Origin of the sequence: Streptomyces sp. NPDC051064 (assembly GCF_044455985.1) — a bacterium.
Taxonomy (GTDB): Bacteria; Actinomycetota; Actinomycetes; order Streptomycetales; family Streptomycetaceae; genus Streptomyces.
The window spans coordinates 279,671-297,707 of the sequence record NZ_JBITFK010000004.1 but is presented as its reverse complement, the minus strand read 5'-3'; the positions used below and the strand labels follow the sequence as shown (position 1 = coordinate 297,707).

At 70.8% G+C, this 18,037-nt stretch carries 21 protein-coding genes and 1 pseudogene; 11 read left to right on the top strand and 11 right to left on the bottom strand.

What is annotated here, in order from left to right; genetic code table 11:
• Positions 1-2: 2 nt before the first annotated feature.
• The 4 genes from ACIBCU_RS16295 to ACIBCU_RS16280 all read right to left on the bottom strand — a co-directional run bounded on the left by ACIBCU_RS16295 (position 3) and on the right by ACIBCU_RS16280 (position 3,403).
• Positions 3-473: a cation:proton antiporter regulatory subunit gene (locus ACIBCU_RS16295; RefSeq protein ID WP_205019030.1), complete on the bottom strand. Its 471-nt coding sequence runs from the start codon at positions 471-473 to the stop codon at positions 3-5.
• Positions 474-748: 275 nt separating this feature from the next.
• Positions 749-2,194, bottom strand: a complete 1,446-nt coding sequence (locus tag ACIBCU_RS16290; protein ID WP_399231949.1) for a flotillin family protein — start codon at positions 2,192-2,194, stop codon at positions 749-751.
• Positions 2,195-2,289: 95 nt separating this feature from the next.
• A complete protein-coding gene (locus ACIBCU_RS16285) occupies positions 2,290-2,811 on the bottom strand; it encodes a hypothetical protein (protein ID WP_399231947.1) in 522 nt (173 codons plus the stop codon).
• 106 nt (positions 2,812-2,917) lie between these two features.
• Positions 2,918-3,403, bottom strand: a complete 486-nt coding sequence (locus tag ACIBCU_RS16280; protein ID WP_362927434.1) for a peroxiredoxin — start codon at positions 3,401-3,403, stop codon at positions 2,918-2,920.
• A 156-nt stretch (positions 3,404-3,559) separates the two neighbouring features.
• Here ACIBCU_RS16280 and ACIBCU_RS16275 point away from each other — a divergent pair, with 156 nt between their 5' ends.
• The 3 genes from ACIBCU_RS16275 (at position 3,560) to ACIBCU_RS16265 (ending at position 6,524) form a co-directional block, all read left to right on the top strand.
• Positions 3,560-4,303, top strand: a complete 744-nt coding sequence (locus ACIBCU_RS16275; protein WP_362927590.1) for an alpha/beta hydrolase — start codon at positions 3,560-3,562, stop codon at positions 4,301-4,303.
• Positions 4,304-4,377: 74 nt separating this feature from the next.
• Positions 4,378-6,072 (top strand): SpoIIE family protein phosphatase, encoded by a 1,695-nt coding sequence (locus ACIBCU_RS16270; protein WP_399231944.1) that lies wholly within the window; start codon positions 4,378-4,380, stop codon positions 6,070-6,072.
• A gap of 50 nt (positions 6,073-6,122) precedes the next feature.
• Complete coding sequence (locus ACIBCU_RS16265; protein WP_362927432.1) at positions 6,123-6,524, top strand: hypothetical protein; 402 nt, start codon at positions 6,123-6,125, stop codon at positions 6,522-6,524.
• A gap of 33 nt (positions 6,525-6,557) precedes the next feature.
• Here the strand turns inward: ACIBCU_RS16265 and ACIBCU_RS16260 are convergent, their stop codons facing one another.
• Together ACIBCU_RS16260 and ACIBCU_RS16255 are read right to left on the bottom strand one after the other, a co-directional pair.
• The gene (locus ACIBCU_RS16260; protein WP_362927431.1) at positions 6,558-6,776 is read right to left on the bottom strand and encodes a hypothetical protein; all 219 of its coding nucleotides are present in this window, start codon (positions 6,774-6,776) and stop codon (positions 6,558-6,560) included.
• Positions 6,777-6,907: 131 nt separating this feature from the next.
• Positions 6,908-7,492, bottom strand: coding sequence for a hypothetical protein (locus ACIBCU_RS16255; protein ID WP_362927430.1), 585 nt, complete (start codon positions 7,490-7,492; stop codon positions 6,908-6,910).
• A 334-nt stretch (positions 7,493-7,826) separates the two neighbouring features.
• On the opposite strand from ACIBCU_RS16255, the gene ACIBCU_RS16250 reads away from it, so the two are divergent.
• The 4 genes from ACIBCU_RS16250 to ACIBCU_RS16235 all read left to right on the top strand — a co-directional run bounded on the left by ACIBCU_RS16250 (position 7,827) and on the right by ACIBCU_RS16235 (position 10,922).
• Positions 7,827-8,171: a MerR family transcriptional regulator gene (locus ACIBCU_RS16250; RefSeq protein WP_362927429.1), complete on the top strand. Its 345-nt coding sequence runs from the start codon at positions 7,827-7,829 to the stop codon at positions 8,169-8,171.
• Positions 8,172-8,476: 305 nt separating this feature from the next.
• Positions 8,477-8,680, top strand: a complete 204-nt coding sequence (locus ACIBCU_RS16245) for a cold-shock protein (protein ID WP_031090619.1) — start codon at positions 8,477-8,479, stop codon at positions 8,678-8,680.
• A gap of 300 nt (positions 8,681-8,980) precedes the next feature.
• The gene (locus ACIBCU_RS16240) at positions 8,981-10,549 is read left to right on the top strand and encodes a DEAD/DEAH box helicase (RefSeq protein WP_362927428.1); all 1,569 of its coding nucleotides are present in this window, start codon (positions 8,981-8,983) and stop codon (positions 10,547-10,549) included.
• 64 nt (positions 10,550-10,613) lie between these two features.
• The gene (locus ACIBCU_RS16235; protein ID WP_362927427.1) at positions 10,614-10,922 is read left to right on the top strand and encodes an SCO5918 family protein; all 309 of its coding nucleotides are present in this window, start codon (positions 10,614-10,616) and stop codon (positions 10,920-10,922) included.
• 178 nt (positions 10,923-11,100) lie between these two features.
• Here the strand turns inward: ACIBCU_RS16235 and ACIBCU_RS16230 are convergent, their stop codons facing one another.
• Positions 11,101-12,009, bottom strand: a complete 909-nt coding sequence (locus ACIBCU_RS16230) for a zinc-binding alcohol dehydrogenase family protein (protein ID WP_399231940.1) — start codon at positions 12,007-12,009, stop codon at positions 11,101-11,103.
• Between the two features lie 200 nt (positions 12,010-12,209).
• Between ACIBCU_RS16230 and ACIBCU_RS16225 the strand changes: the two genes are divergently transcribed.
• On the top strand, positions 12,210-12,974 hold the full coding sequence (locus ACIBCU_RS16225) for an SDR family oxidoreductase (RefSeq protein ID WP_399231938.1): 765 nt from the start codon (positions 12,210-12,212) through the stop codon (positions 12,972-12,974).
• 6 nt (positions 12,975-12,980) lie between these two features.
• Here the strand turns inward: ACIBCU_RS16225 and ACIBCU_RS16220 are convergent, their stop codons facing one another.
• Positions 12,981-13,904 carry a ScbA/BarX family gamma-butyrolactone biosynthesis protein gene (locus tag ACIBCU_RS16220; RefSeq protein ID WP_362927424.1) on the bottom strand — a complete coding sequence of 308 codons (924 nt, stop codon included), beginning with the start codon at positions 13,902-13,904 and terminating at the stop codon, positions 12,981-12,983.
• A 91-nt stretch (positions 13,905-13,995) separates the two neighbouring features.
• Here ACIBCU_RS16220 and ACIBCU_RS16215 point away from each other — a divergent pair, with 91 nt between their 5' ends.
• Together ACIBCU_RS16215 and ACIBCU_RS16210 are read left to right on the top strand one after the other, a co-directional pair.
• Positions 13,996-14,640 (top strand): ScbR family autoregulator-binding transcription factor, encoded by a 645-nt coding sequence (locus ACIBCU_RS16215; RefSeq protein ID WP_356709313.1) that lies wholly within the window; start codon positions 13,996-13,998, stop codon positions 14,638-14,640.
• A gap of 94 nt (positions 14,641-14,734) precedes the next feature.
• The gene (locus ACIBCU_RS16210) at positions 14,735-15,484 is read left to right on the top strand and encodes a peptidoglycan recognition protein (RefSeq protein ID WP_362927423.1); all 750 of its coding nucleotides are present in this window, start codon (positions 14,735-14,737) and stop codon (positions 15,482-15,484) included.
• Here the strand turns inward: ACIBCU_RS16210 and ACIBCU_RS16205 are convergent.
• Positions 15,462-15,827, bottom strand: a complete 366-nt coding sequence (locus ACIBCU_RS16205) for a PH domain-containing protein (protein WP_104787217.1) — start codon at positions 15,825-15,827, stop codon at positions 15,462-15,464. The genes ACIBCU_RS16210 and ACIBCU_RS16205 overlap by 23 nt on opposite strands.
• A gap of 126 nt (positions 15,828-15,953) precedes the next feature.
• Here ACIBCU_RS16205 and ACIBCU_RS16200 point away from each other — a divergent pair, with 126 nt between their 5' ends.
• Complete coding sequence (locus ACIBCU_RS16200) at positions 15,954-16,844, top strand: transglycosylase family protein (protein ID WP_399231934.1); 891 nt, start codon at positions 15,954-15,956, stop codon at positions 16,842-16,844.
• A 92-nt stretch (positions 16,845-16,936) separates the two neighbouring features.
• Here the strand turns inward: ACIBCU_RS16200 and ACIBCU_RS16195 are convergent.
• Together ACIBCU_RS16195 and ACIBCU_RS16190 are read right to left on the bottom strand one after the other, a co-directional pair.
• Positions 16,937-17,567 (bottom strand): annotated as a pseudogene (locus ACIBCU_RS16195) (AAA family ATPase); the annotation flags it as partial.
• 100 nt (positions 17,568-17,667) lie between these two features.
• Positions 17,668-17,886 carry a hypothetical protein gene (locus tag ACIBCU_RS16190; RefSeq protein ID WP_362927421.1) on the bottom strand — a complete coding sequence of 73 codons (219 nt, stop codon included), beginning with the start codon at positions 17,884-17,886 and terminating at the stop codon, positions 17,668-17,670.
• Between the last annotated feature and the right edge of the window lie 151 nt (positions 17,887-18,037).

The following is an 18,037-nucleotide window of genomic DNA, read 5'->3' as shown; positions in this document are numbered from 1 at the left end:
GGTCAGCCCTCCGCAATGATCTCGGAGAGCGTGTCGACGCCCTCACGCGTTCCTACAACGACGAGCGTGTCCCCGATGGCCAGCCGGAAGTCCGGCCCGGGCGACGGATGTGCACTGTGCGTCCGCAGCACGGCCACGATCGAGGCCCCCGTCCGCGTCCGCGCCCGGGTGTCCCCGAGCAGCCGCCCGCCGTACGGGGAGCGGGTCCCGAGCGGGATGTGCTCGGTGACCAGGTCGATCCCCTCGGTCCGTACGGCGTCGATCGGCGCCGCGTCGATCAGGTGCGCGAGCCCGGTGGCCTCGGTGGTCGTCAGGGGTACGGAGAGCACGCACGAATCTGGGTCGTCCTTCTCGTAGAACCCCAGGAACCGCCGTCCGTCGTGATGCACCACCACGGAAATGTGCTGCCCCGACTCGGTGGTGTAGTCGTACTGGACGCCGACTCCCGGCAGAGATGTGCGGTGCGTTCCCATGGCTTCCTCCCGGGGAGCGCGCGGCAGCACGGCGCGCTTTTGATCAGCTTTTTATCTGCCCATTACCCTAACCGGAGCAAGGTTTCGGCCCAGGTCGCGGCGGAGCCACGGGCTCCGCAGCCCAGGTCGCGGCGGACCTGCACGAGGCGGGCCGGGCCGGGCCGGAGGCACGGGAAACCTGGCCCTGCGGGCTCGTCCGACAGCCGGCCGCCCGAACGGCCCGGGCCCGGCGGTGACCGAGGGTCGCCGCCGGGCCCGGAGGGAACAGAGGTGCGTCAGTCCTTGATCTCGATCTTCTCGCCGTTGGCCGCCGGGGCGGGCGCGGGGACCGCCGGTGCGGACGTGGCGCCGCCCGCCTTGCCCTGAAGGTTCCGGAGCAGCGCGGCCAGGTCGACGCCCGTGGTGGAGTTGAGGAGTTCCAGGCCCTGGGCGACGTTGTCGGTCACCGTGCGGGACAGCTGGCTCGCTCCGTCCGTCGAGATGACCGTCAGCTTGTCGATGGCGCTCAGCGGCTCGGACGCCTTGGCGACGACCTGCGGCAGCACCTCGACCAGCATCTGCAGGACGGCCGCGTCGCCGTACTGCTTGAAGGCGTCGGCCTTCTTCTGCATGGCCTCGGCCTCGGCGGCGCCCCTCGCGGCGATGGCGGCCGCCTCGGACTCACCCTCGATGCGTACGGCGTCGGCGAGGGCGGAGCGGTGGAGCTTCTCGCCCTGACCGGTGAGGCGGGAGCGCTCCGCGTCGGCCTCGGCCTCCTTGACCTGGGCGATGCGGCGGGCCTCCGCCTCCTGCTCCGCCTGGTAGCGGGCGGCGTCGGCGGGCTTGCGGACCTTGGTGTCGAGCTCACGGTCCGTCAGAGCGGCCTGGCGCTCGGCGACCTTCTCCTGCTCGCTGAGGACTTCCTGCTGGCGGGCGGCCTCGGCGAGCGGGCCCGCGGCGTTGGCCTTGGCCGCCGCGGCCTCGGTCTCGGCCTTGATCTCGGCCTGCTTGAGATAGAACGTCCGCTCGGCGATGGCGATCTCCTCCGCCGCCTTCAGCCGGGCCTGCTCGGAGGCCCGCCGGGCGATGGCCTCGGCGATGTCCGCCTCCTGCTTGGCGCGGGCGGCCTCCGGACGGCCGAGGTCCTCCAGGTAGGAGCCCTCGGTGGTGATGTCCTGGATCTGGAAGGCGTCCAGGATGAGGCCCTGGCCGGAGAGGCTGGCCTCGGCCTCCTCGGCGACCTGCCCGGCGAACGCGGCACGGTCACGGATGATGTCCTCGACCGACATGCGGCCGACGATGGCGCGGAGGGCCCCGGAGAGCACTTCCTGGGTGAAGCCGACGATGCCGTTCTGCTGCTGGAGGAAGCGCTGGGCCGCGGCGCGGATCGCGTCCTCGCTCCCGCCGACCTTGACGATCGCGACACCCTCGAGGTTGGACTTCACGCCGCGCAGGGTGACGGCGCCGCGTACGGCGACGGGGATGTGGCGGCTGGAGAGGTCCAGGGTGAACTTCTGCTGGACGAAGGGCACGACGAAGACGCCGCCGCCCACGACGACCTTCTGGCCGCTGTTGTCGATGCTGGTGCGGCCGGTCACCGGGTCGGTGGACTTCTTGCCGCGGCGCCCCGTGATGATGAAGGCCTGACTGGGGCCGGCGACCTTGTATCTGGTGATCACGGCGAGGGCCAGGAGTACGAGAAGTACGACGATGCCGATGACGGCGATGACTACTGGGCTCATGAAGGTGTCCCCCTTGCCCTCCCCACGGAGTTCCCGGGGGGACGGCAGTCTGTTCGGCTGTACGGGTTTCGGACAGGCGGGTGGCTCTGTGGTGGTCAGCGCTCGACGGGGCGGACCGTGACCGAGGTGGTCGAAAGCGTGGCCTCCACCCAGATCTCGGCGCCGCGTTCGACCGGGACGGCGCTCTTCGCGGAGAACTTCACGGTCTGGCCCGCGAGCCGGAGCAGGACCTCGCCGTAACCGTCGGCCGGGATCGGAGTGACCACCGAGCCCGAGGTGCCGACGAGGTCGTCCCCGCGTGGTGTGGCCGTGGTCTGATCCCGCATCAGGGCCTGGCTGAACTTCCATGTCAGCCAGGCCGCGACGACGCCCGCCGCCGCTCCGGCCGCGAGGGCGAGGGGGATTCCGGCCCCGGTGGTGCCGAGGACGATCGCTGCCCCGAAGCCGAGCATGGACAGGAAGCCGGCGATGACGGGCAGGGAGAGCAGACCGTCGAAAAAGCCGTTCAACAGCCCGCCCAGAGCGTCACCGAGGAGCCCTTCGAGGATCCCGTCGAAGATCAGGGAGAGGGTGAGAAGTGCGATCCCCGCAATGCCGAGACCGAGGAGAACGGTCACGTGATCACTCCCCCGTTTGTCCGCTGGCCCGCGAAACGCTTCCGTCGAACCGACTGAATGGTCCCACGGAGGACGTGATGGCGGCACTGCCGGAGTCCGGCAGTTTTTACCGAGTTCCGATGCCGGAAAGCTGCTGGGCGAGCGTGTCGAGCGACTGGAAGGTGGCACCGAGCAGGGCGACGTGCTTCCACCGCACCACGCCGTCCGGCCCGATCAGGAAAACGGAACGGCGTACGCCGATGCCGGGTGCGGCGACCCCGTAGGCCCGGGCGGTCTCCCGCCCCGTGTCGGCCAGCAGGGGCATGCGCAGGTCGTGGCCGCGGGCGAAGGACTCATGGCTGTCCACACCCTGTGGACTGATTCCCCAGACCTCGGCGTCGAGGTTCTCGAAGGTCTCGAGACCCGAGGAGTAGGAACAGAGCTGCTTGGTGCAGACGGCCGTGTTGTCACCCGGGTAGAAGGCGAGGACGACGGCCCGGCCGCGCGCGGCGGAGAGCGTGTGGTCGCGCCGCGTGAAGGTGTCTTCGGTGAGTATGCCTCCGGGCAGGGTGAAGTCCGGTGCGGGCTGGCCGATTTGGGGTCCTGACGCCATGTCGGCGCTCCTTGGGTCGCGTACGGGAAGGGTCCGTGCCTCCCCCAGTGAACGGCACTTTCCACGCATCGACACGTTCGACCCATGCGTCCGCCCTCCGGCACCGAATATGGGGGTGTGCGGGCGTCGGCCCGCGACCCCGATCTGGAGGTACGTGTGGCCGGAAGACCGCCGTCGGCAGCAGTGCTCGTTCTCCACGGCGGCTACGAGACGGGCATGGCGGCGCCGGCACCCGGCGCCCTGAACCTGCCCGGTCTGCGGATGCTGCCGGTCTCGCGCACGGTGGCCCGCGCGGTGCGCGGCGACCCCGGTGTGCGCGTGCAGCGCGTCCGTTACACGCACCGGGGCTGGAACGGCTCCCGCGAGGACCCGCTGCACGACGCCTTACGGGTGCTGGACGCCCTGCGGCGCGAGGCGGGCGACATCCCCGTGGTCCTTCTCGGCCACTCCATGGGAGCCCGCGCCGCCCTCCACGCCGCCGGGCACCCGCTGGTGCGCTCCGTGGTGGGACTCGCGCCGTGGTGCCCGCCCGGCGACCCGGTGACGCAGCTCGCGGGGCGCGACGTCGTCCTGCTGCACAGCACGCGGGACCGGGTGACGAGCCCGCTGGCGTCCCAGTCGCTCACTGCCAGGGCACGCCGGGCGGGCGCCAGGACCTGTCTGGTGACGATCCCGGGCAGCGACCACGCGATGATCCGCCGGGCTCCGGCCTGGCACCACCTGGCGGGCCTGCTGGTGACCGGGCTGCTGGGCCTCGCACCGGTGCCGAAACGGGTCGAGGCGGCGTTCGGACTGCCGCGGGGTGCGGCGGCCTCCGAAGGGACGCTGTCGCTGGACGGACTCGACGCCGACCGGCCGGGCCCGCGGAGATGCGGGGCGGTGCGGGGCGGCGGACGATGAGGGGCCGGGTGCCTGGTGGCCCGTGAGGGCCGCGCGCTCCGCACCCGCCCGGCATGATCCCTCCGGAGGCTCCGTTGCAGGCCGAAGAGCACGCCGATCCGCCGCCCTTCGACTCGGCGGCGCTGGCCGCGCTGATCGGCAGCAGCCCGGCAGGGGTGGCGGTCTTCGACACGGAGCTGCGCTATGTGTACGTGAACCCTGCACTCGAACGGCTCAACGGGGTGCCGGCCGCCGCGCACCTGGGCAGATCCGTCACCGAGGTGCTGCCGGACATGCACGTCCGGACGCACGTCATGCGCCAGGTGCTGGCCGACGGCAGACCCCGTGAGATCACCACCAGCGGGCAGACCTGGGTGGACTCCGTCATCGAGCAGAGGTACTGGCGTGTGGCCCTGCACCGGTACGAGGAGGACGGACGGGTGTGCGGGCTGATCGGGATCGTCCAGGAGGTCACCGCGACCCAGAACGAGCGGGAGGAGCTGCGGCGGGCCAGGAGCTATCTGACGCTCCTGGACAACGCGGCCGTCGACATCGGTACGACGCTGGACGTGGAGACCACCTGCCAGGAACTCGCGGAGTTCGTGGTGCCGGTGATGGCCGACGTCGCCGTCGTCGAGATGATCCCGGAGGACAACGGGCGCCCCCGGCGTGAACCACCGGCCGGAGTGCTGCGGCTGCGGCGGGCCGGGGTGGCCACGATCCCGGAACTCGCCGACTCGATCTCCCAGTTCGGCGGGCCGGGTACGGACATCGACTACCAGGAGGACGCGGCCGTGCCCCGCTGCCTGGCGGCCGACGAGCCGGTGATCGAGAACCTGTACGGCGACGAGCAGCTCAGCCATTCGGCGCCCGCCCCCGAACGGGTCGCCGCCTACCGGGCCGTCGGCCTCCACTCGGCCGTCGTCGTGCCGCTCACCGCGCGCGGACGCCCGCTGGGGGCCCTCAGCCTGCTGCGGGCCGGGGAATCCCCTCCCTTCACGGAGGGCCTGGACGTGGTCGTCGCCCGTACGCTCGCGGGCCGCGCCGCCGTCGACGTGGATCACGCCTACCGCTTCACGCACGAGCACCGCGTCGCCCGGGAACTCCAGCGCTCCCTGCTCGCCGAGCCGCGGGGGCCGGACCCGGGCATCGAGATCGCGTCCCTCTACCTTCCCGCGGGCGCGGGGGCGCTGGTGGGCGGGGACTGGTTCGACGCCATCCCGCTCGAGGGGGGACGGCATCTCAAGGTGATGGGCGATGTGATGGGGCACGGGGTGGAGGCCGCCGTCGCCATGAGCAACTACCGCTCGATGCTGCGCATCATGGCCGAGGACGACCAGCCGCCGCACCGCATTCTCGAGCGGCTCGACAAGGCCGTGGAGCACTCCGGCCTCGACCGCGCGGCGACCTGCCTGATCGCCGTGGTCGACCGGAAGGAAGGGGTCTGCGAGGTGGCCAGCGCGGGACATCCGCCGCCGGTCTTCATCGACCCCGGGGCGTCCGGCGCGCGGGTGGCGCGCATGCCCGTGGGACCGCCCCTCGGGACGGGCATGGGCGGGTACCGGACAGCGGTGCTGCCGTGCGGCCCCGGGACGGTGCTGTTCATGTACACCGACGGCCTGGTGGAGCGCCGGGGCGAGGACATCGACCACTCCATCGCGCGGCTCGCACGGCTCACCATGCCGGTGAGCGGACGGCTCCAGGACCTGCTGGGGGAGGTCGTCGACCGCTTCGCCGAGGGGGCCGAGGACGACATCGCGGTGCTCGTCTCGCGGAGCCGGGGTTACTGAACGCCCGCTGTACGGGGGCGTTGTCAGTGGCGGGTGCGAGGATTCACGGCATGGAACCTCTGCTGCTCACCGACATCGAAGCCGCCGTCCGCAGCAGTTGGGACGCGGACACCACCACGCCCACGCACCGGGCGCAGTGGGACCCGGGGAACCCGGCCCGCGACCAGTGCGGCGTCACCGCCCTGGTGCTCAACGATCTGTTGGGCGGCGAGCTGATCCGGGGAGAGGTGCGGGTCGACGGTGTCCGCGTCGATTACCACTGGTGGAACCGGCTGGGCATGGGGATCGAGGTCGACCTGACGCGGGAGCAGTTCGCCCCGCACGAGCTGGTGTCCGGGGGCGTGGTCGTCGAGCGCCCGGCGGAGATCGTGCGGCTCCGCGAGGAGTACGAGCTGCTGAGGGCCCGGGTGCTGGAGAGGCTGCGGGGACGGATACGGGCCGGGGCGGTCTGAGCGGGAGGTCCTGGTGCCGGTGCCGGTGCCGGTTCAGCCGGAGTGCTGCCGGGAGTGGCTGCGCAGCCGGCGCAGGACGATCAGTGCGGACATGACCAGGGGGAGCAGCCCGGCCACGGTGTTCGCGGCGGTCAGCTTGTCCTGGGTGCCTCTGGCCCGGCGCATCTGCTTGACGGTGCGGACGACGGCGATCGCGCTGCTGCCCAGGCTCAGGAGCAGGCCGACCTTGGAGTTCGCGGGTTTCCTGGGCATCTGCGCGCCTCCTGGTGACATCGCTGCGCGGCCCCTCCGTCCACGTAACCGGCTCCCGGCCGGCTCCGCAATCGGGGAGGTCGGGCGAGAGCGGGGTTCGGGCGGGACAGGGGGTCGGGCGGGACCGGGGGTCAGGTGAAGAGGAAGCCGGCCGCCGTCGCCGCGCCCGTGGCCGCCCCCGCCATCGTCTGGGCCACCGAGTGGTAGCGCAGCGCCACCCGCGACCAGCACACGGCGAGGGCCGCCGCGCCCGCGCACAGCCACCACAGGGAGTGCGTGACGCTGAGAAGGGCCACCACGGCCGACGCGACCGCCGAGTCCACGGAGATCTTCCAGAGCGTGTTGACCGCCAGGAGCACCGTCGTCATGACCCACAGGGAGATCATCGCGATCAGGATGCCGGGGGGAGCGTGGCCCAGCACCATGATCAGCGCTCCGGCGCCGATCGAGCCGAGGATCACCAGGAAGACGGGCGCCCGCTGGGTCCGGTCCACGACATGGCGGTCGCCCCAGGTCCCGCGCCCGCGCTCCCACTCGATGTAGCCGGCGGGGACGAGTCCGGCGCAGAGGGCGCCGAGGAAGCCCCAGGGCAGCCCGGTCCAGTCGCCGGCGGAGGCCAGCCCGATGGCGGGCATGCCGATGAGCAGCACATTCCGGGGCTGCAGGACGTCCGTGACCGTGCGGGCCACCGTCGTGGCCGTGTCCGTGCCGCTCATGCTGGGTGTGCTCCGGGTCGCGCGGGCTACGCGGACACCGGCGGGCGCGCGTAGAAGTAGCCCTTCACGACGGGGGATGCGTGAAGGGCTACGCGAGCAGTATGACCGTTCGCCGGTCTGCCGACAACTGACCGGTCGGTCAGCCTTGTTGGGGTGGTCATGCGGCTACGGAGGGCTTCCGCCGGGAAGCCTTTGGCCGGCGTCCGCGCGCGGGCCACACCGGGGGCTGGGCGAAACCTGTTCCGGCGGCAATAGACATGACCCACCCGTACGCCTAGGGTTTCTAGTGCAGCCAGGCCATATCAGTGGCTGGTGCGCAGCAGAAGAGGTGCAGATGCCCCCGGAGTCCCCGTCGCATGCCACGGACCGTCTCGATGACGACGACTACCCCGCGTACACGATGGGGCGGGCCGCGGAGATGATCGGTGCGACGCCCGGCTTCCTCAGGGCCCTCGGCGAAGCCCGCCTGATCACGCCGCTGCGCTCCGAGGGAGGCCACCGACGCTACTCCCGCTACCAGCTGCGTATCGCGGCCAGGGCCCGGGAGCTCGTGGACGCCGGCACGCCGATCGAGGCAGCCTGCCGCATCGTCATCCTGGAGGACCAGCTCGAGGAGGCCCTGCGTCTCAACGAGGAGCTGCGGCGGCCCGCCCCCGGCCGGAGCGGCGCCGATTCCTGACCGGCGCACGGGTGCATATCTGTTTCGGTCGGCACAGAAATACGCGCAATCAGCAGTGAGAGTTTATATCGTGCACGGTGGAGCGACGCCGTAGTGATATGGCGTACAGCTCGCTTGTGCCCAAATCGTGCTACTGTTGATCTCAGTTGCAGTTGTGGTTCCCAAAACTTCAAGTGCACTCACCGTTTTCACTCCGGTGGGCGCACTTTTGTATTTCCGGTTCTTTCCGGTCGGGGCAATCATTTGCGGCGACGTAGGACTCGCACAGTGTGGGTCCACGGGCAACGCCCCGAAGGAGATATGACATGGCTACTGGCACCGTGAAGTGGTTCAACGCGGAAAAGGGTTTCGGCTTCATCGAGCAGGAGGGTGGCGGCGCTGACGTCTTCGCCCACTACTCGAACATCGCCGCCCAGGGCTTCCGCGAGCTGCAGGAAGGCCAGAAGGTGAACTTCGACGTCACGCAGGGCCAGAAGGGCCCGCAGGCGGAGAACATCACCCCCGCCTGATCACTCAGGCGAATGGCGCAGCTGGGGCCCGCACCTTGGGGTGCGGGCCCCAGCTCGTTGTGCTTTCCCGGCCGTTGCCGAGGCCGTCGCACCGGTGGAGCAATCCCCGGTGAGGGCGGGCCGCGGCACGGCAGTTATCTGCAGTCATATGAAGTGCCTAATCCGGCTGGTTCACCCGGCCGACGGACTTCGTTTTTCGATATTTCATCGGCTCGTTCTTGCGATTCTTGGCGCCGTACATGGCTGCAGCCGCCCGGAAAGAATCCCTCGATACGTGCCATTCGAGGGAAGGGTTCTTCTTTGAACCGCGATCGCACAGCTCGCACGAACGACCGATTTTCCCGGACGCGCTCCGGCGGATCCGCAGGCAGTCGTACCGCCAACGGATTCCGCGGGACGGCATCCGGACGGCAGGGGGCCCCGGGTTCGCAGGGCCGCTCCGGCGGACCCAAGCGCTCCGGTGGCTACGGCCGCCGCTCCTCCTCCGTCTCGGGTGAATTCGCCCTGCCGGTGACCATCACCCCCGCCCTCCCCGCCGCCGAGTCCTTCGCGGACCTGGACATGCCCGCGCCCCTCCTGGCGGCGCTGGCTTCCGAGGGCATGTCCGTGCCGTTCCCCATCCAGGCGGCCACCCTGCCGAACTCGCTCGCCGGACGGGACGTCCTGGGCCGCGGCCGCACCGGATCGGGCAAGACGCTCGCCTTCGGCCTGGCCCTGCTCGCCCGCACCGCGGGCAACCGTGCCGACGCGCGCCGTCCGCTGGCCCTGGTCCTGGTCCCCACCCGGGAGCTGGCCCAGCAGGTCACCGACGCGCTCACCCCGTACGCCCGGTCCCTCAAGCTCCGGCTGGCCACGGTCGTCGGCGGCATGTCGATCGGCCGCCAGGCCAGCGCGCTGCGCGGCGGCGCCGAAGTCGTGGTCGCCACCCCGGGCCGGCTCAAGGACCTCATCGAGCGCGGCGACTGCCGGCTGGACCGAGTCGCCATCACCGTCCTCGACGAGGCCGACCAGATGGCCGACATGGGCTTCATGCCCCAGGTCACCGAGCTGCTGGACCAGGTCAACGCCGAGGGTCAGCGGATGCTGTTCTCGGCCACCCTGGACCGCAACGTGGACCTCCTGGTCCGCCGCTACCTGCACGACCCCGTCGTCCACTCGGTGGACCCCGCGGCCGGTGCGGTGACGACGATGGAGCACCACGTGCTCTACGTCCAGGGCGCCGACAAGTACGCCACGACCACCGAGATCGCCGCCCGTGAGGGCCGGGTGATCATGTTCCTGGACACCAAGCACGCGGTGGACAAGCTCACCGACCACCTGCTGCACAGCGGTGTGCGGGCGGCCGCGCTGCACGGCGGCAAGTCGCAGCCCCAGCGCACCCGCACCCTGGACCGGTTCAAGACCGGTCATGTCACGGTGCTGGTCGCCACGAACGTCGCCGCCCGCGGCATCCACGTCGACAACCTCGACCTGGTCGTCAACGTGGACCCGCCGAGCGACCACAAGGACTACCTGCACCGCGGCGGGCGTACCGCGCGGGCCGGGGAGTCCGGCAGCGTCGTCACGCTCGTGCTGCCCAACCAGCGCCGCGAGATGACCCGGCTGATGGCGGACGCAGGCATCACGCCGCAGATCGCCCAGGTCCGCTCCGGCGAGGCCGAGCTCAACCGCATCACCGGAGCCCAGGCGCCGTCGGGTGTGCCCGTCACGATCACCTCACCGGTGTCGGAGCGCGCCAAGGGCAGCGGTTCCGGTCCCCGCGGCCGGCGCGGCGCGCGTCCCGGCCAGGGGCGTCGCTCCAACGCCAACACGCCGACGCCGCAGGCGCGTGCGGCGTCGGTGCAGCGCCGGGCCAACAAGGCCGCGTAGTCGCCCGGCCGGGAACCCGGCCGACCCTGTCCGGCTTTCTTCACGACCACCCTGTTGAGGCACCATGCGCTGTGTCATCGCCCGCTTCCCTTTCGACCTCTTCAAGCACGAGGTCGAGGACTCGATGAAGGGCGTCAAGCCCGAGCCCGTCACGGGTGACGCGGTGGTGGTCAACCGCCGCGTCTACCCCGTCAAGCAGGTCGGCGAGATCATCACCCGGCAGGACCGCCGGGACTTCTCCGCCGGCGAGGTGACCAGGGCGCTGTCGCGTCTCGGCTTCACCTGCCGCCCGGCGGAGGTGCCCGCCCCCGCGGTGCCCCTCACTCCGCTGGAGAACGCGTCCGCCATGCTCGGAACGCCCGGCGAGGTCTGAGCCTCCGCCCGTCCCGCGCGAACCGCACCCCCGAGGCCTCCGGGCCCGGGGGTGCGGTGCGTCCGGGCACCCTTCCCTGCCCGCCGATGCCGGAAAGGTCTGTAACAGTCCTCCGCCCGCGGCTCGTGTCCCTGGCGCGGCGCCGCGGAGGCCTCGGGCCACCCCGGAAGCCGGCTGCTCAGGGGGTGAGGATCAGCTTCCCGGTGGTCCTGCGCGCGAGCAGGTCCTCATGGGCGCGCCGGGCCTCGGCCAGCGGATAGCTGCCGCCGGTCACGGGCCTGAGGCGGCCCTCGGCGACCAGGGTGAAGAGCTCCTTCAGTGGGCCGCTGACCCCGCCCGGTGCCGCGAGTGCGGGGCGCAGCCAGAACCCGACGACGGAGGCGTTGAGCCGGCCCAGCCGCCCCGGGTCGACGGGGGTGAAGCCGTCCCGGGCGGCGTTGCCGTAGGTCACCAGCCGGCCGAACGACGCCAGGGAGTCCAGGGCCCGGTCGAAGAGCTCACCGCCCACGGCGTCCAGGACGATGTCCGCCTTCTCCGCGAGGGGGTAGGTGATCACCGCGTCCGCCCCGAGGTCCAGGGCGAGCCGCTCCTTGTCCGGCGTGGAGGCCTGGGCCAGCACCCGGCCCGCTCCGAACTCGCGGGCCAGCTGGACGGCCAGGCTGCCGACCCCGCCCGCAGCGGAGTGCACGACGACGGTCTCGCCGCTGCGCAGCCGGGCCGCGGACCGCAGCAGGTGCCAGGCGGTCAGGCCCTGCATCATGAGGGCCAGTGCCTGGGCCGCACCGAGGTCCTCGGGGATCTCCACGACGCCGGACTCCTTGGCGGTCACCTGCTCCGCGTACCCGTGGGAGACCCGTGCCAGCACCCGCCGGCCGTCCTGGGTTCGGCCCACGACCTCGCTGCCGGGGACGTACGGCAGGGCGTCGGCGGCGAGGTAGGAGCCGTCCACCTGGTGGGTGTCCGCGAAGTTCACCCCGGCGGCCTCGACGGTGAGGAGCACCTCTCCGGGGCCGGGCACGGGAGCGGCCAGTTCCACGGGGCGGAGTACGTCAGGACCACCGAAGCGGTCGAACTGGATGGCGAGCATGCCGCAGAGTACCGCGGGGCCTCCGGGCAGGCGGGGGCTCCTGCGGTCCGCTGTCGGATTCCGGTGAAGGACGAGTTCCGGTGAAGGACGAGACGAAAACGGGATATTCAGTCGGTTATGGCCGGGCCCCTGGAGATCCTGGGTGAGGCTCGGGGGGAACGGCCATGGCCGGGGTCCGGATCGCCTGCCAGACTGCCGCCATGAGCGATCTTCTCCACGACAGAGTCGTCCTGATCACCGGGGCGAGCAGCGGTATCGGTGCGGCGGCGGCACGGGTGTTCTCCGAGGAGGGTGCGACGGTGGTCCTTGCCGCGCGCCGGGAGGACCGACTTGCCTCGCTGGTGGCCGAGTTGAGGGACAAGGGGGCCCAAGCCTCGTACGTCGTCTGCGATGTCACGGTGGCGGCGGACGCCGCCCGCGCCGTCGGCTTCACGGTCGACACCTACGGGCGCCTGGACTCGGCCTTCAACAACGCGGGGCTCGGCGGCGACCGGACTCCCCTTCATCTCATGGGAGATGACGTCTACGACGCGGTCATGGACACCAATGTGCGTGGCGTCTGGAACTGCCTCCGCCATGAGATCGCCGCCATGTTGCCCAACACCAGGGGCTGTTCCATCGTGAACAACAGCAGTGTGGGCGGGCTGGTGGCCATACCGGCGGCCGCGCCCTACATAGCGGCCAAGCACGCCGTCGTCGGTCTCACCAGGGCCGCCGCTGACGAGTACGCCCAACAGGGCATCAGGGTCAACGCGGTTGCGCCCGGCACGACCCGGAGCGAGATCACGGCCGACTGGTTCGGCCGCAATCCCGGACTCGAGGAAATGGTCAACGGCCTCACCCCACAGGGGCGTACGGCCGAGCCGGAGGAGATCGCCAACGCGGCTGCCTGGCTGCTCAGCGACCGCTGTCCCTTCCTCACGGGCACGGTCATGCCGGTGGACGGCGGCTTCGTCAACCAGTGAGCCGCGTCAGCCGCAGGGCCCGGTCAGCCGGCTCCGGAAGACCGTTTCTCCGTCCTGTGTCGCCGTGACCAGCACCGAGGTCTCTCCGGGGGCGGCGGGCAGGATCTCGGCGGAGATCCAGCAGGGCCGGTCGAACTCGGCGTACCGTTCGAACGTGCTGGTGACGGTGGTCGGTTCGAAGCGCGCGGGGTGAAGGGCCCCGTGTGCGGCCTGGTCGGCAGCCTCCATCAGGGCGAGCCCCGGGACGTGGTCGACGGGGTGGTCGTACAGCACGGTGTTGTCCACGTCGTTGCGCAACTGCCAGTGCCGGGGGCGGTCTCCGGCGGCCAGGACCACGTCGGCCGGGGCGCACCGGCCCACGGTGCGGGGATCGACCGGAGCGGGCAGCGGCCATGCGTTCCAGTCGACGGTGAAGTGTTCGCCGCGAAGCCGTCGGTAGACGCGCGTGGAGAGCCAGCCGAACTCGGAGTCCGCGCGGACCACCACGCTGCCACCCCGGAGGATGCGGAACTCCATGTCGAGTGAAGTGACCTTCCTGCCCCGCTCCTTGGTGCTCTTGACCGTGACCTCGACAGCGAGGTCGCAGGGCTCACCGGATGGCACCTCGAACCCGGGAGCGACGGTGAAGTCGAAGTAGTTCAGCAAGGTGTGATCGGAGAGGGGTGCGCCGTAGGCGGCGTGCGCGATGGTCAGGCCGCTCTGCCGGACGGTCTGTGTGAGCATCCGCGGGTCGTAAGGGAGGCCGGCAGCCAGGGCCGGCCATGTCGCGGACAGCGAGAACTCGCCATCTTCCCTGCGCCGCCAGGACGTGAGGAGGACCATGTCGGAACGTCCGAGGTGGACGTATTCCTTGAGGATGCCGTCCCACCCCTCAGTCGGGAGCGGCGGGCACGGAACAGCGGGTATGTCGGGCACGGCCCTCCCGGACATGGCGCAAAATGGGCATTACGGCGCTGATATGATACCGGTTCACCGGTACTTTTTGAAGTAGCGTCTTGCAACGTTCAAAGGGGAGCGCGAGTTGGCACGACAGCAACGGGCGATCCGCACGCGCCGGATCTTCCTGGAGGCGGCCGCCGAGGTCTTCGACGAGCACGGCTACGACGCCGCCACCATCGCCGCGATCCTCGACCGGGCAGGTCTCACGCGGGGCGCCCTCTACTTCCACTTCACGTCGAAGGAGGAGCTGGCCCGTGGTGTCCTCCTGGAGGCGGTGACGTCGGACGGGGTCACCCCGCAGACCTTCAAGCTGCAGGAGTGGGTGGACATGGCGCTCCTGCTCGCCTACCGCCTGCCACGGGAACCTCTGCTCAGTGCCTCGATCCGGCTGTCCGTGGACCCGCGTGCGCGCGGGCTCTTCGGCACCCGCTGGCCGGACTGGATCGCTCTCGGGACGGAGATGCTGACCGAGGCCAAGGAGCGCGGCGAGCTCCTTCCGCACGTCGATCCGGAGGTCACATCCCGGCTGGTCGTCGGGGCGTGGACCGGGGTGCAGCTGGTGACCGAGTCCATGGCCGAGCCGCCGGACCTGGTCGCCGAGATATCTGCACTGTTCGAGCTCATCCTGCCCAACAACGCGGTCCCGGGCGTGCTGGCCCGGCTCGACACCTCCCCGCACCGCGCCGCACGCATCATCGAGCAGCAGCAGGCGGTCGCCGTTTCCTGACCGCCCTGGCGGTGCTCGATGATGCGTCGGCACGGGTTCACCCGATTGGGTGTGGGCGCCTGCGACGTCGCTGGTCAGCCCGCATGGTGGCCCTATGTGGCTTCGCCGAACCGTCGTGTGCGCCATGGTCGTGCCGCTGGCGTTCCTGGTCCTCCGGGACGCGCCGGTACGCCTCGCCGCGCCCGACAGGGCCACCGCGAAGCCGGCCACGCCGCCCGCCGCCCCGCGACCCGCGATCGTCAGCCGGGCGGAGTGGCACGCGGACGAGAGCCTGGTGAAGGAGCACGCGGTGTACGCGGGGGCGGTGAAGGCCGTCTTCGTCCATCACACCGGTCACACCAACAGCTACGACTGCGCCGACGCCCCCAAGATGCTCCGGGCGATGGAGGAGATGCACGTCCGGGGCGAGGGCTGGGACGACATCGGCTACAACTTCGTCGTCGACCGCTGCGGGACCATATACGAGGGCAGGGCGGGCGGTGTCGGACGCTCCGTGCGCGGGGCCCACACCACCGGGTTCAACGCGCACAGCGTGGGCATCGCGGCCCTCGGCACCTTCGACCCCGGCGTACCGGTGCCGAAGGCGCTCATCGAGGGGATCGCGAAGGTCGGCGCGTGGAAACTGGACCGGGCCGTCGACCCGCAGGGCTTCGTGCGATTGGTCTCGACGAACGACGACAGCCTGTACCGGCGCGGTGAGGTGGTCCACCTCCACGCCGTGGCGGGTCACCGCGACACCTTCTCGACGTACTGTCCCGGCGAAGCGCTGTACGCCCGACTGCCGGCGATCCGCGCGGAGATGGCCAGGCTCCGGGACCGGGCTAGCGCGCGACGTACTGGGTGAGGACGGCCTGCACCTCGTAGATGTCGACGCCCTTGGTGAACGTCTTCTGGATCGGCGTCGCGGAACCTGAGACCCAGATCTTCAGCTCGGCGTCCAGATCGAAGGTCCCGGCCGTCTCCACCGCGAAGTGCGTGATGCTCCGGTACGGGACGGAGTGGTACTCCACCTTCTTGCCGGTGATCCCCTGCTTGTCGATGAGGACGAGCCTGCGGTCGGTGAAGAGGATCGTGTCGCGGATCAGGAGATACGCGGCGTGCACCTGCTCCCCCTGCCCGAGAAGCCGTGCGTAGTCACGCTGCGCGGCCGCCGGATCGACGGTGTGCGCGTTACCGAACAGTGCCATGAGGGACCCTCCACCCGAGTGAATGTGCGGGCGTTGAACGCGTCAAAGCCCAACGAAAAGAATATCGGCGGCTTATCTGTACGTGCCCTTGCACACCTTCCGGAGCACAGCGGAGGAAATACCGTCATGCCGGCATCACCCCTCGCCAAGCGGCCCGTCGAATCGGTGCTCGTCCTTCTGCTCGTCCTCCTGAGCGTGCTCGGCCTCGCCGGCCGCAGCGTCGCCGACGCCCCCGCCCAGGCCCCGGCCCAGGCCCCGGCCCAGGCCGTACCGGCGCAGGCCGCCCCCGCGCGGGCCGTCATCGCGCCGACCGTCACGGCGGGTACCGACTGGGACCGCATCGCCGAGTGCGAGAGCAGCGGACGCTGGAACACCAACACCGGCAACGGCTACCACGGCGGCCTCCAGTTCGCCCCGTCCACCTGGCGGGCCTACGGCGGCGGGCAGTACGCACCCCGCGCCGACCTCGCCACGAGGTCCGAGCAGATCGCCGTCGGTGAACGCGTCGCCCGGTCACAGGGAATGGGTGCCTGGCCCACGTGCGGACGCCTCGGAGCGAGCGGTACGTCGAACTCCTCGTCCGGCAGCGGCGACAGCGGCAGTGTCGACGGGAGTGACACGGCGCAGGCAGCGCCTGAGCGTCAGTCGACCGGCAGTTCGAACAGCGGCTCGTCCAGCAACACATCGTCCAGCAACACGTCGTCCGGCAGCGCGTCGTCCGGGAACACGTCGTCCGGCAGCGCGTCGTCCGGGAACACGTCCTCCGGCAGCACGTCGGGCAGCACGAACGACAGCGACGACAGCACCGCAGGCAGCGACAGCGGCGCGACGCACTTGTCCGAGGACCTCGCCGACGCGGAGACGTACGTCGTCGAGCCCGGTGACTGCCTCTCGGAGATCGCCGAGCGTGCCGACGTGTCCGGTGGCTGGCCCGCGCTGTACGAGCTGAACCGCGAGGCCCTGGACCACGGACCGCACCTCATCTTCCCCGGTCAGCACCTCCGACTGAACGCCTGAACCATGACGACCGCGGTGAGTCGGCGACCCGGCAGGGCCGGAACGTCCTCGGGGAGCAGCCGGCGCAGCACGTCGAGAGCCGGGGAGTCCGGTGCGGTGACGACGACGTCGTCACGGTGGTCCTCCATCAGCTTGAGCAGTGTCTCCACGGCCTCACGGCCGAAGTCGGAGGTCGCCCCCTCGGGAGTGAGGGTGCAGGCCCCGTCGATGAACAGCACACCACCCAGGGCGCTTTCGAAGACTTCCTTGGTGAGCTGCGCGGTGTGGCCGACGTACCGGCCGACGAGGTCCGCGCGTGCCACCTCGACGAGCCGGCCCCGGGGCGGTACCCCCGGAGAGTGCAGGAGCCCGGCGTAGAGGCGGGCCACGGTGGTCTTACCGGTGCCGGGAGGCCCGGAGAAGATCAGATGGTGGCTGACCTTGGGTGTCGGCAGACCGGCGGCCGTGCGGCGGCGGGAGGAGTCCAGGAGGGAACTCGGCGGGTTCGGCCATGCTGCTCAGCCGGAAGGCCTGGCGGTCGACCATCCCCTCGAAGACACGGCGGGCGGCCCGGCCGTTGCCGAAGGAGGCGTCGCGGGTCATGGACGTGTAGTGCGCGGCGAGGGCGTCGAGCGTGCGCGGGTCCAGCTCGTAGCGGTGGGTCTCACCCATGGAGTCGGTGATGGTGACGAGCTCTTCGACCGAGTAGTTGGCGCATTCGACGGTGCGGGTGAAGCGGGAGGCATCTACCAGGCGGACACGGCGAACGGCACCCCGGCGGTGCTCTTCCCCTGCTCCGGCGTTCCGAACCAGACCTGGTCCAAGGCCTGATCCGGGGTACCGGCTACCGCCCGACGGAGTCCGCACCCCGGGTGGAGGCGGACGCCTCCCCGGCCTCCGCCTCGTGCCGGTGGCACTCGGGGTTGCGACACGGCCCCGCGCCCCAGTGCGGGACGAAGATGCCGAGGGTCTTGTGCCGCGCCAGCACGGTCTCGACGGGCTGCTTGCAGGCCGGACACACGTACTCCGCCTGCCGGTGGGTCTGACGCTCGGTTCTGGCCATGTTTTTACGGTAGCTCCGAAGGGGACATTTAGAAACTTTCCCGACTGTTTGCCAGTGGTTGCCTCGGAGCTTGCACAAGGGCTCGGAGCGCTCCGCGAGCGCCCGCTCCGGTGCGCCCGTTCCGGAAGCCACGAGGAGCGGTCCGGCCCGG

What these genes read in the sequence shown, in the direction of transcription:
- ACIBCU_RS16250 (WP_362927429.1), top strand. Translation starts at nt 7,827, where the DNA reads ATGCCCCCGGAGTCCCCGTCGCATGCCACGGACCGTCTCGATGACGAC.
- ACIBCU_RS16280 (WP_362927434.1), bottom strand. Translation starts at nt 3,403, where the DNA reads ATGGCGTCAGGACCCCAAATCGGCCAGCCCGCACCGGACTTCACCCTG.
- ACIBCU_RS16225 (WP_399231938.1), top strand. Translation starts at nt 12,210, where the DNA reads ATGAGCGATCTTCTCCACGACAGAGTCGTCCTGATCACCGGGGCGAGC.
- ACIBCU_RS16230 (WP_399231940.1), bottom strand. Translation starts at nt 12,009, where the DNA reads ATGCTCGCCATCCAGTTCGACCGCTTCGGTGGTCCTGACGTACTCCGC.
- ACIBCU_RS16265 (WP_362927432.1), top strand. Translation starts at nt 6,123, where the DNA reads ATGGAACCTCTGCTGCTCACCGACATCGAAGCCGCCGTCCGCAGCAGT.
- ACIBCU_RS16205 (WP_104787217.1), bottom strand. Translation starts at nt 15,827, where the DNA reads ATGGCACTGTTCGGTAACGCGCACACCGTCGATCCGGCGGCCGCGCAG.
- ACIBCU_RS16255 (WP_362927430.1), bottom strand. Translation starts at nt 7,492, where the DNA reads ATGAGCGGCACGGACACGGCCACGACGGTGGCCCGCACGGTCACGGAC.
- ACIBCU_RS16295 (WP_205019030.1), bottom strand. Translation starts at nt 473, where the DNA reads ATGGGAACGCACCGCACATCTCTGCCGGGAGTCGGCGTCCAGTACGAC.
- ACIBCU_RS16235 (WP_362927427.1), top strand. Translation starts at nt 10,614, where the DNA reads ATGCGCTGTGTCATCGCCCGCTTCCCTTTCGACCTCTTCAAGCACGAG.
- ACIBCU_RS16210 (WP_362927423.1), top strand. Translation starts at nt 14,735, where the DNA reads ATGTGGCTTCGCCGAACCGTCGTGTGCGCCATGGTCGTGCCGCTGGCG.
- ACIBCU_RS16260 (WP_362927431.1), bottom strand. Translation starts at nt 6,776, where the DNA reads ATGCCCAGGAAACCCGCGAACTCCAAGGTCGGCCTGCTCCTGAGCCTG.
- ACIBCU_RS16290 (WP_399231949.1), bottom strand. Translation starts at nt 2,194, where the DNA reads ATGAGCCCAGTAGTCATCGCCGTCATCGGCATCGTCGTACTTCTCGTA.
- ACIBCU_RS16200 (WP_399231934.1), top strand. Translation starts at nt 15,954, where the DNA reads ATGCCGGCATCACCCCTCGCCAAGCGGCCCGTCGAATCGGTGCTCGTC.
- ACIBCU_RS16220 (WP_362927424.1), bottom strand. Translation starts at nt 13,904, where the DNA reads ATGTCCGGGAGGGCCGTGCCCGACATACCCGCTGTTCCGTGCCCGCCG.
- ACIBCU_RS16190 (WP_362927421.1), bottom strand. Translation starts at nt 17,886, where the DNA reads ATGGCCAGAACCGAGCGTCAGACCCACCGGCAGGCGGAGTACGTGTGT.
- ACIBCU_RS16245 (WP_031090619.1), top strand. Translation starts at nt 8,477, where the DNA reads ATGGCTACTGGCACCGTGAAGTGGTTCAACGCGGAAAAGGGTTTCGGC.